At 69.7% G+C, this 9,958-nt stretch carries 13 protein-coding genes; 10 read left to right on the forward strand and 3 right to left on the reverse strand.

The window, feature by feature from the left end; translation table 11 throughout:
• The first annotated feature begins 40 nt into the window (after positions 1–40).
• The 5 genes from D466_RS0112880 to D466_RS23985 all read left to right on the forward strand — a co-directional run bounded on the left by D466_RS0112880 (position 41) and on the right by D466_RS23985 (position 3,755).
• Positions 41–343 (forward strand): helix-turn-helix domain-containing protein, encoded by a 303-nt coding sequence (locus D466_RS0112880; RefSeq protein WP_018914128.1) that lies wholly within the window; start codon positions 41–43, stop codon positions 341–343.
• The gene (locus tag D466_RS0112885; RefSeq protein WP_038166205.1) at positions 340–1,314 is read left to right on the forward strand and encodes a cation diffusion facilitator family transporter; all 975 of its coding nucleotides are present in this window, start codon (positions 340–342) and stop codon (positions 1,312–1,314) included. Before D466_RS0112880 ends, D466_RS0112885 begins: the two co-directional genes overlap by 4 nt.
• 32 nt (positions 1,315–1,346) lie before the next feature.
• Complete coding sequence (locus tag D466_RS0112890; protein WP_018914130.1) at positions 1,347–2,411, forward strand: DMT family transporter; 1,065 nt, start codon at positions 1,347–1,349, stop codon at positions 2,409–2,411.
• 44 nt (positions 2,412–2,455) lie between these two features.
• Complete coding sequence (locus D466_RS0112895; RefSeq protein ID WP_018914131.1) at positions 2,456–3,310, forward strand: SDR family NAD(P)-dependent oxidoreductase; 855 nt, start codon at positions 2,456–2,458, stop codon at positions 3,308–3,310.
• 301 nt (positions 3,311–3,611) lie between these two features.
• Positions 3,612–3,755 carry a hypothetical protein gene (locus D466_RS23985; protein WP_018914132.1) on the forward strand — a complete coding sequence of 48 codons (144 nt, stop codon included), beginning with the start codon at positions 3,612–3,614 and terminating at the stop codon, positions 3,753–3,755.
• A gap of 137 nt (positions 3,756–3,892) precedes the next feature.
• On the opposite strand, the gene D466_RS0112905 is transcribed toward D466_RS23985, so the two are convergent.
• Both D466_RS0112905 and D466_RS23990 read right to left on the reverse strand, forming a co-directional pair.
• Positions 3,893–4,723, reverse strand: coding sequence for a class I SAM-dependent methyltransferase (locus D466_RS0112905; protein WP_018914133.1), 831 nt, complete (start codon positions 4,721–4,723; stop codon positions 3,893–3,895).
• Positions 4,724–4,764: 41 nt separating this feature from the next.
• Entirely contained in the window at positions 4,765–4,902 is a 138-nt protein-coding gene (locus D466_RS23990; RefSeq protein ID WP_018914134.1) for a hypothetical protein, read from the reverse strand.
• On the opposite strand from D466_RS23990, the gene D466_RS0112915 reads away from it, so the two are divergent.
• Positions 4,901–5,542 carry a glutathione S-transferase family protein gene (locus tag D466_RS0112915; protein ID WP_018914135.1) on the forward strand — a complete coding sequence of 214 codons (642 nt, stop codon included), beginning with the start codon at positions 4,901–4,903 and terminating at the stop codon, positions 5,540–5,542. The genes D466_RS23990 and D466_RS0112915 overlap by 2 nt on opposite strands.
• On the opposite strand, the gene D466_RS21710 is transcribed toward D466_RS0112915, so the two are convergent.
• Positions 5,452–6,171, reverse strand: coding sequence for a substrate binding domain-containing protein (locus D466_RS21710; protein WP_196803475.1), 720 nt, complete (start codon positions 6,169–6,171; stop codon positions 5,452–5,454). The genes D466_RS0112915 and D466_RS21710 overlap by 91 nt on opposite strands.
• Before the next feature lie 6 nt (positions 6,172–6,177).
• Between D466_RS21710 and D466_RS0112925 the strand changes: the two genes are divergently transcribed.
• The 4 genes from D466_RS0112925 to groL all read left to right on the forward strand — a co-directional run bounded on the left by D466_RS0112925 (position 6,178) and on the right by groL (position 9,589).
• The gene (locus tag D466_RS0112925; protein ID WP_255326075.1) at positions 6,178–6,891 is read left to right on the forward strand and encodes an NADPH-dependent F420 reductase; all 714 of its coding nucleotides are present in this window, start codon (positions 6,178–6,180) and stop codon (positions 6,889–6,891) included.
• Positions 6,888–7,421: an alpha/beta fold hydrolase gene (locus D466_RS25155; RefSeq protein ID WP_081629945.1), complete on the forward strand. Its 534-nt coding sequence runs from the start codon at positions 6,888–6,890 to the stop codon at positions 7,419–7,421. Before D466_RS0112925 ends, D466_RS25155 begins: the two co-directional genes overlap by 4 nt.
• Before the next feature lie 197 nt (positions 7,422–7,618).
• A complete protein-coding gene (gene groES, locus D466_RS0112935; protein ID WP_018914138.1) occupies positions 7,619–7,909 on the forward strand; it encodes a co-chaperone GroES in 291 nt (96 codons plus the stop codon).
• Positions 7,910–7,951: 42 nt separating this feature from the next.
• Positions 7,952–9,589, forward strand: coding sequence for a chaperonin GroEL (groL, locus tag D466_RS0112940; protein ID WP_026285229.1), 1,638 nt, complete (start codon positions 7,952–7,954; stop codon positions 9,587–9,589).
• Positions 9,590–9,958: the final 369 nt, after the last annotated feature.

Raw genomic sequence — 9,958 nt, forward strand, 5'->3', positions numbered from 1 at the left:
TCACATATGAACACCTGTTCACATGTGAAAGATCGCTCCCGTGCAACCCGACACCCTGCTGCCGCAACTCGCGGACCTGTTCCGCCTGCTGGGGGACAACACCCGCCTGCGCATCGTGACCGCCTGCCTGCAGGGGCCGGTGGCGGTGGGCGACATCGCCTCCGGCCTGGAACTCGCGCCCACGCTGGTGAGCCACCACCTGCGACTGCTGCGTGCCGCGCGCCTGGTGAAGTCCGAGCGCCAGGGCAAGCATGTGCTGTATTCCACCGCCGACCAGCATGTGGCGCGCATGCTCGGCGACATGCTCGAACACATCGCCGAGCCCTCGGGAGAACTCGAATGAGCGTGCGCGATTCCCGGCACGAGGATCACGATCACGATCACGATCACGATCATGGGCACGGACACGGCGCCCATCACCATCATCACGGAGACCCGCTGAGCCAGGCTTCGGCCTTCCGCATGGCCATCGCGCTCAACGTCCTGCTGGTGCTCATCCAGTTCGGCTTCGGTTTCGTCGCCAACTCCACCGCGCTGATGGCCGACGCCGGGCACAACCTGTCGGACGTGCTCGGACTGGTGCTCGCGCTGGTGGCCGCCGTGCTGGGGCGGCGCGCGCCGAAGGGGCGCTACACCTACGGCCTGCGCAGCAGTTCCATCCTGGCCGCACTGACCAACGCCGTGCTGCTGTTGCTGGCCTCCGGTGCCATCGCCTGGGAGGCCGTGCAGCGCATGTTCGCGCCGCCGCCGGTGGCCGGGCTCACGGTGACCCTGGTCGCGGCGGCAGGCATCGTTGTCAACGGGCTGTCCGCCTGGCTGCTGCTGCGCGGGCAGAAGTCCGACCTGAACGTGCGCGGGGCCTACCTGCACATGCTGTCGGACGCCGCCGTCTCGCTGGGCGTGGTGCTGGCCGGGCTGGCGATCATGGCCACGGGCTGGAACTGGCTGGATCCGCTGGTCAGCGTGGTCATCGTGGCCCTGATCGTGGCGGGCACCTGGGGCCTGCTGCGCGAGGCGCTGGAGCTGATCCTGTCGGCCGTTCCCGCGGGCATCGACGCCGGCGAGGTCGCCGAATTCCTGCGCGGGCGACCCGGGGTGAGCGACGTGCACGACCTGCACATCTGGGGCATGAGCACCACCGAGAACGCGCTGACGGCCCACCTGGTGGTGCCCGGCGGCTATCCCGGCGACGAGGTGCTGGACGCCATTTCCGGGGAACTGCGCTCGCGCTTCGGCATCGGCCACAGCACGCTGCAGGTCGAGCAGGGCACGACCTGCCACGCCTGCGCGCTGCAGCCGGCGCACGGAGCCTGAGCCGCGGCATGGCTTGCGCAGGGGGCGCAGGAATGGCAGGCATCCGCGAGTGGGCGCGTCCGGGGGTGCTTTCGGCGCTGGGCGCGGCGCTGCTGTTCGGCGCGGGCACGCCGCTGGCCAAGCGCCTGCTGCAGGGCACCGACCCGTGGGTGCTGGCAGGCCTGCTGTACCTGGGCGCCGGTCTCGGCCTGGGAGGCTGGCGCCTGCTCAGGCGCGCGCCGCGGGTGCGCCTGGCCCGCGCCGAAGGCCTTTGGTTCGCAGCCGCCGTGGGCTTCGGCGGCGTGCTCGGGCCGGTGCTGCTGATGCTTGGCCTGCGCGGCATGCCGGCTTCGGGGGCGGCGCTGCTGCTCAACGCGGAGAGCGTGTTCACCGCGCTGCTCGCCTGGTTCGTGTTCCGCGAGAACTTCGACCGCCGCATCGCGCTGGGCATGCTGGCCATCGTGGCCGGCGCCGTGCTGCTCGGCGGTACCGCCGCCGGCGCCGCGGCCCACTGGAGCCCGCGCCAACTGGCGCCGGCCGCGCTGGTGCTGGGCGCCTGCCTGGCCTGGGGCATCGACAACAACCTCACGCGCAAGGTGTCGCTGGCCGACGCCACCTGGGTGGCCAGCGTCAAGGGCCTGGCCGCCGGAAGCGTGAACCTGGCGCTGGCCCTGGGCACGGGCGCGGCATTGCCCGGCCTGCGCCTGGCGGCGGCCGCGATGGTGGTGGGGCTGGTGGCCTACGGCGTCAGTCTGTCGCTGTTCGTGGTCGCGCTGCGCCACCTGGGTTCCGCCCGCACGGGAGCCTACTTCTCGGTGGCGCCGTTTTTCGGTGCGCTGCTCGCGCTGCTGATGGGCGATGCGTTGAGCCTGCCCCTGGCGGGCGCGGCCGTCCTCATGGGCGTGGGGGTGTGGCTGCACCTCAGCGAGCGCCACGAGCATGCGCACACGCACGAGCCGCTGGAGCACGAGCACGAGCATGTGCACGACGAGCATCACCAGCACGAGCACGAGCAGCCGGTGGCGCCCGGCGTGCGGCACACGCACCGGCACCGGCACGCGGAGCTGACCCACCGCCACGCCCACGTGCCGGACACGCACCACCGGCACGAGCACTGAGCCGCTGGCAGGCCGGACAACCACGAGAAGAACAGGAGGCATCAATGATGCTGCAGGATCGGGTGGCGATGGTCACCGGGGCGGGAGCGGGCCTGGGGCGCTGCCATGCGCTGGCGCTGGCCGGGCAGGGCGCGCGGGTGCTGGTCAATGACGTCGACGCGCAGCAGGCGGCGGCGGTGGCGGCCGAGATCCGGGCCGCCGGAGGCAGCGCGCTGCCGGCGGCGGCTTCGGTCACCGACGCGGCGGCGGTGCAGGCGATGGTGGAGCAGGCGCTGGCCGCATGGGGGCGCATCGACATCCTGGTGAACAACGCCGGGATCCTGCGCGACAAGACCTTCGCCAAGATGAGCATCGACGAGTTCCGCCAGGTGCTCGACGTGCACTTGATGGGCTCGGTCATCTGCACCAAGGCGGTGTGGGACCCCATGCGCGAGCGCCAGTACGGACGCGTCGTCATGACCACCTCGTCGTCGGGGCTCTACGGCAATTTCGGCCAGGCCAACTACGGCGCGGCCAAGATGGCCCTGGTGGGACTGATGCAGACCCTCGCGATCGAAGGGGACAAGTACGGGATCCGCGTGAATTGCCTGGCGCCGACGGCGGCGACGCAGATGACGGGGGGCGTGCTCCCGCCCGAGGCCTTGCAGCGCCTGGCCCCCGAACTGGTCAGCCCCGGACTGGTCGCGCTGGTCGGGCCCGATGCCCCCACCCGAGCGATTCTCTGCACCGGCGGCGGGCATTTCGCGAGCGCGCACGTGACCCTCACGCGCGGAGTGCGCATCGACGGTGGCGACGATGCGGCGCAGCGTGTCGCCGGGGCCTGGGAGGCCATCGACGACCGCCGCGATGAACTCGTTCCCGCCTACGGATTCACCCAGGTCGAGCGCGAACTTCGCTGACGCCATGCCGGATGGCCTGTCGCTCGACGACGACAGGCGCAAGGCCGCGAATTTGCTTCGATTGAAGTCCATCGGGGCCGCGTGCCGTCGTTCCGGGGCGACGCTATCGGCCCCTGCGGCGCCTGTCGCGCCGCCGCGGCGCCGCGCCCGGCGCGGGCACGGTCGCTAAACCCTTGATGTAGTGGGGAATTTGCGTCCGGGCACGGGCATTGCAAGACAGAACTCGGGACCCGATCTCCGGATCCCGCGGCCGCCGAAGGCGCAGCCGCACTCTGCATCAACCCAAGAGAGGAGTTTTGTCATGACCGCTTCCCGCAAGATCGCCCGTGTGATCCTGGCTGTCGCCACCGTGACGGCTCTCGCCAGCCCGATGATCGCGAACGCGGCGATGTACCACCACAAGGCCGCCAGCTCGGCCCAGAACTCGAACGCGCCGAAGCAGTAATCGTCGGCCCGGTTCGACCGAGGCCGGAGCGGTCGCGCTCCGAGGGCCCGCGCGCTGCGCGCAGGGTTCCCCGGGCGACCGGTCCGGCCTTTTTTGCAGGGCCCCCGCGGCCGCGGAGCCTGCCCTGCGCACACCGTCTACACCGCCTCGAACACCGCCATCAGCACGCCCACGCGCCCTTCCAGCAGGTTGCGGGCGTGGTTGCCGGCCTGCGCCGGGAAGTCCGGCCCCATCACCACGCCGAGCCCCGGCGCGGAAGGCCTCGGCGCCGAGGCAGCGGCGGCCTTGAGCTGCGCCGCCCAGTCCCTGGCTGTCTGCGTATCGTCGCGCCAGGCCCGTACACGCAGCCCGGCGGCCTCGACGGCGTCGCGGGTGGCCTGGGCGTCGAGCAGGAAACTGTCCTTCGCATCGCGTGCCCACGGGGCGGGGTAGAGGGGCTCGCCCTCGCCGCGCACCACGTCGTAGGTGGCGAAGCGTCCGCCCGGCGCCAGCACACGGCGGATCTCCCGGTACAGCCGCTCGCGATCGGCGATGTTCATGGCCACGTGCTGCAGCAACACCACGTCGAAGCTGGCGTCGGCGAAGTCCATCGCCAGCGCGCTGCCGCAATGGAATTGCACGCGTTCCTGCTGGCCCGTGCGCAGGCTCAGGTAGCGGGCGGCCTCGACGAAGCCCTCGCTGAGGTCGAGCCCCGTGACCCGACAGCCGCGGCTGTCGGCGATGAGCCGCGCCGGCCCTCCGATGCCGCAGCCCAGATCCAGCACCCGGTCGGCGGGCCCGATGGCGGCCAGCTCCGCCAGTTCGGCGGTGGCGGCATGCCCACGGGTATGGAACTGGTCCATCGCGCCGAGCTCGCGGGGCGTCAGCGGGCGGTCTTCCGGGCCCAGCGTGGCCAGCGCGGCGCGGATGCGCTGAAGCACCCCGGTGGCTGCATAGTGTTCGCGAACGCCGTTCAAGTTCTGCGACATCGCCGTCTCCCGTCGCCAGGCCGCTGCCCGAGGATCCAAGCCTACGCCTGAAGCGGCTCGCCGTGGCATTCCAGGTAGTCGCGCGAGGCATACAGCCCCACCTCGCGGCGCCCGGGCAGGCCGGGGCGCGCGATCGGGCGCGCCCTACACTGGCTCGTTACCACGGAGACCAGGATCATGACCAGTCGCGAACTCGTGTTCTATACCCATCCCCAATCTCGCGGCAGGATCGTGCGCTGGATGCTCGAGGAGATCGGGGTGCCGTACCGGACGGAGTTGCTCGTGTACGGCGCCTCGATGAAGGCCCCCGAATACCTGGCCGTGAACCCCCTGGGAAAGGTGCCGGCCTTGCGCCATGGGGACCTGGTGGTCACGGAAGTCGCCGCCATCTGTGCCTACCTGGCCGACGCCTTCGCGTCGAAGGGGTTCGCGCCTCCCTGCGATTCGCCGCTGCGCGGCGCCTACTACCGCTGGTTGTTCTTCGCGGCCGGGCCCCTGGAGGCCGCGGTGTCCAACCGCGCGCTGGGATTCGTGGTGCCGCCCGAGCGCAAGGGCATGATGGGCTACGGCAGCTACGAGGAAGCGCTGGATGTCGTGGAGGGCGCGGTGGCCGCCCGCGCTCCGTACCTGCTGGGCGAGCGCTTCGGCGCGGCCGACGTGGTCGTCGGCTCGCACCTGGCTTTCGGCATGCGTTTCGGCACCATCGAGAAGCGCCCGGCCTTCGAAGCCTATGTCTCGCTGCTCGAACAGCGTCCCGCCCGGCGGCGAGGGCTCGAGCTGGATGACGCCGCGGCCGCGGCGAGCGCGCCGCACGCCTGAGAGCGGGAAGGGCGCCTCACGACTGCGGTTTGCCGCGCCGAGTCCGCGCCGGCGGTCGCGAGTTCGAGCACGGCGTCGCTGTCGTTGGCCACCAGCGGCGCGGCCGGCATGATCGCGACACGCCGGCCGTGAATGACGAAGCCCCAGGGCGCCATCGAGCCGTCGGCGAAGCGCAACTGGATGCAGCGGTGCCCTTGCAGATCGCCGTGCTGGAGCGGGATCCCGTTGCGTGCCAGATAGTCGGGGCTGGCCACCAGCACCAGCGGAAGTCTGCAGACGTGGCGTGCCACGAAGCCGGCGTCGGTCACCGAGCCGCCGCGGATCGCGATGTCGATGCCGTCGGCGACGATGTCCACCGGCGTGTTGTCCAGTTCGACCTCGAGGCTCAGCCGGGGGAAGCGATTCGCGATCGCCGGCAGCGCGGGTAGCACCCACATCCGGCCGAAGGCAATCCCCGCCGAAATGCGTACGTTGCCGGCAGGCTCGGCCGCGGCCAGCGAGACCTCGCTCACCGCGTCGTCGAGCAGGCGCAGTCCGTCGCGGGCTTTCGCGACGAAGCGGGCGCCCTCGTCGGTGAGCCGCGCGGTGCGCGTGCTGCGCTGCACGAGGCGCACGCCCAATTGCTGCAACAGGCAGTGACTTTCCAGGCCGATCAGCGGGGCCTAGAGTTTGTTCCAGGTCCGCGTCGCGGGCAACCCAACAGGAGTGGAATCACGAACATCGGCATCATCGGTTCGGGCATCGTCGCGCAGACTCTGGCTTCCGGCTTCACACGGCATGGGCATGCCGTGATGCTGGGAACGCGCGACGCCGCCAGGCTGGACGAATTCGCGGCGCGGACGCCGGGCGTGCGCATCGGCAGCAGCGCCGAGGCCGCGGCCTTCGGCGAGCTCGTGGTCCTCGCCGTCAAGGGCGGCGCTGCGCTGCAGGCGGCCGGCGATGCCGGCGCCGGGCTCGACGGCAAGCCCGTGCTCGACACCACGAACCCGATCGCCGACGCCCCGCCGGTCGACGGCGTCCTGCCGTACTTCACCACTGCGCAGGAGTCGCTGATGGAAGGCCTGCAGCAGGCGCATCCGAAGGCCCGGTTCGTCAAGGCCTTCAATTCGGTCGGCGCCGCGCGCATGGTCGAGCCGGAGTTCGAGGGGGGCCGGCCGACCATGTTCATCGCCGGCAACGAGGCCAGTGCGAAGGCTGCCGCCACGGCGCTGCTCGACCAGCTGGGCTGGGACGCCGCCGACATGGGCTCGGCCGTGGCCGCCCGCGCCATCGAGCCGCTGGGCATGCTGTGGTGCATCCCCGGTTTCCGCGAGAACTCGTGGACCCACGCCTTCAAGCTGCTGCGATGAACCCGGCCGCGGCGGCGAGACAAGCGCCTGGCGAGGGGGCCGTCGACCTTGCCTATGAAGTGGCAGGGCAGCGAGGCAGGCCCCTGCTGCTGCTGCTGATCCACGGCGGCACGTCGAGCCGCCGAAGCTGGGATCTGCTCACGCCCGCCCTGCGTGCAAGCTTCAGGATCGTGGCGGTGGACCTGCGGGGACACGGACATTCGCCCGCGCCGGATCGAGGCTATTCAGCGCTGCAATTGAGCGCCGATGTCGGGCGCCTGGCCGACGAACGCGAGCTCCAAGGGGTGAGCGTCGTCGGACACTCCCTGGGCGGCATGGTGGCGATCCACCTGGCCGCACATCGGCCCGATCCGCGCCCAGCGCCCCGTCGTGTGGCGACAGATGCTCGCCGAACTCGCCAGGGCGAGTCGCCAAGGAGACCTCGGCCTTCGCGGCAGACGCCTGAGCGCGCTGAATCTCGGGGGCGATGGGAGTGTCGGCCATGGTCGGGTGCTCGCTCATCCAGTACGCCTGGCGGCTGCGTCCTGTAGGGGCAGCTCTTGAAATCCGGCGCGCTGCCCCTACAATTAGCACTCGCAACCGCTGAGTGCTAACGAGCGGATGGCCGGGGCCGGTTTCGTCCGGGCTCCCCACCCGCAGGGCACCGGTGTGCCGCGCCCCATGGGGCGCGGCATGCGTTGGACAACCAGGTTTTGAACCTTCGAACACCTCCTCAGGAGCAACCTTCATGAAATTGCGTCCCCTGCACGATCGTGTCATCGTCAAGCGTGTGGAACAGGAAACCAAGACGGCTTCCGGCATCTTCATCCCCGACGCCGCTGCCGAGAAGCCCGATCAGGGTGAAGTGGTGGCGGTCGGCCCCGGCAAGCGCGACGACAAGGGCGAGCTGCTGCCGATGGCGGTCAAGGTCGGCGACCGCGTGCTGTTCGGCAAGTACGCCGGCCAGACCGTGAAGCTCGACGGCGACGAACTGATGGTCATGCGCGAAGACGACCTGATGGCCGTCGTCGAGAAGTAATCCGCGCCACCGTCCCACCCTATTGAATCCGGAGAATCACAGATGGCTGCAAAAGAAGTAGTTTTCGGCGCCGATGCCCGCGCCCGCATGATGGAAGGCGTGACCGTCCTGGCCAACGCCGTCAAGGCCACGCTGGGCCCGAAGGGCCGCAACGTGGTGCTCGAGCGCTCCTTCGGCGCCCCCACCGTGACCAAGGACGGCGTGTCCGTGGCCAAGGAGATCGAGCTCAAGGACAAGCTGCAGAACATGGGCGCGCAGATGGTCAAGGAAGTCGCTTCCAAGACCAGCGACAACGCCGGTGACGGCACCACCACCGCCACCGTGCTGGCCCAGGCCATCGCCCGCGAAGGCATGAAGTACGTGGCCGCCGGCATGAACCCGATGGACCTCAAGCGCGGCATCGACAAGGCCGTGATCGCGCTGGTCGAGGAACTGAAGAAGATCTCCAAGCCCTGCACCACCAGCAAGGAAATCGCCCAGGTCGGCACCATCTCGGCCAACGCCGACGAGGACGTGGGCCAGATCATCGCCGAGGCGATGGACAAGGTGGGCAAGGAAGGCGTGATCACCGTCGAGGACGGCAAGAGCCTGAACAACGAACTCGACATCGTCGAGGGCATGCAGTTCGACCGCGGCTACCTGTCGCCGTACTTCATCAACAACCAGGACCGTCAGGTCGCCACGCTGGACAACCCCTATGTCCTGCTGAACGACAAGAAGATCTCCAACATCCGTGACCTGCTGCCGGTGCTGGAGCAGGTGGCCAAGTCGGGCCGCCCGCTGCTGATCATCGCCGAGGACGTGGACGGCGAGGCCCTGGCCACGCTGGTGGTCAACAGCATCCGTGGCGTGCTCAAGACCGTGGCCGTGAAGGCCCCGGGCTTCGGCGACCGCCGCAAGGCCATGCTGGAGGACATCGCGATCCTGACCGGCGGCAAGGTGGTGTCGGAAGAAACCGGCATGAACCTGGAGAAGGTGAGCCTGGCCGACCTGGGTCAGGCCAAGCGCGTCGAGGTGGCGAAGGAAAACACCACCCTGATCGACGGCGCCGGCAATGCCGACGACATCCAGGCGCGCGTCAAGCAGATCCGCGTGCAGATCGAGGAAGCCACCTCGGACTACGACCGTGAGAAGCTGCAGGAGCGCGTGGCCAAGCTGGCCGGCGGCGTGGCGGTGATCAAGGTCGGTGCCGCCACCGAAGTCGAGATGAAGGAAAAGAAGGCCCGCGTCGAGGATGCGCTGCACGCCACCCGTGCGGCGGTCGAGGAAGGCATCGTCGCCGGTGGCGGCGTGGCCTTGCTGCGTGCCCGCGTGAGCGTGAAGGTCGCCGGTGCCAACCACGACCAGGACGCCGGCATCAAGCTGGTGATGCGCGCCATCGAGGAGCCGCTGCGCCAGATCGTCGCCAACGCCGGCGACGAGCCCAGCGTGGTGCTGAACAAGGTCGTCGAAGGCAAGGGCAACTACGGCTACAACGCGGCCAACGCCGAGTACGGCGACATGATCGAGATGGGGATCCTGGACCCCACCAAGGTCACCCGCACCGCGCTGCAGAACGCCGCCTCGGTCGCCAGCCTGCTGCTGACCACCGAGTGCATGGTGGCGGACGCGCCGAAGGAAGACGGCCCCGCAGCCCCGATGGGCGGCGGCATGGGCGGCATGGGCGGCATGGACATGTAATGTCCGCCGAGCTTCGGGGCCTGGCCCCGAAGCTCGCGCTGCCCTTGTGGAAGTGCTTTCGAAGCCCGCGCATCGCGCGGGCTTTTTGCTTGGTGCGCCCGGCAGGGCGCACCTACTTGGAGGTGGAAGTCCTCTACCGGCCCGGCAAGGGGAACGGTTAGCCGAAGGCAAGGGTTTCGCGGGCGACCGCGGGTCTGGAGGAAGCCGGATGGCAAAGCGCTGGCCTGACGAACAGGAAGCGGATACGAGGCGACGCATCGGGGTGAGGTGCCCAAGATCATCAAAGCCCGAAACTTGCACGGAACGATGCGGCGTAGATCCGACAGGCATAAGCGTGACGGTGGGTGCGCAATACCCGGGGAGGTCTGG

Source organism: Thiomonas sp. FB-6 (assembly GCF_000377645.1).
Taxonomy (GTDB): domain Bacteria; phylum Pseudomonadota; class Gammaproteobacteria; order Burkholderiales; family Burkholderiaceae_C; genus Thiomonas_A.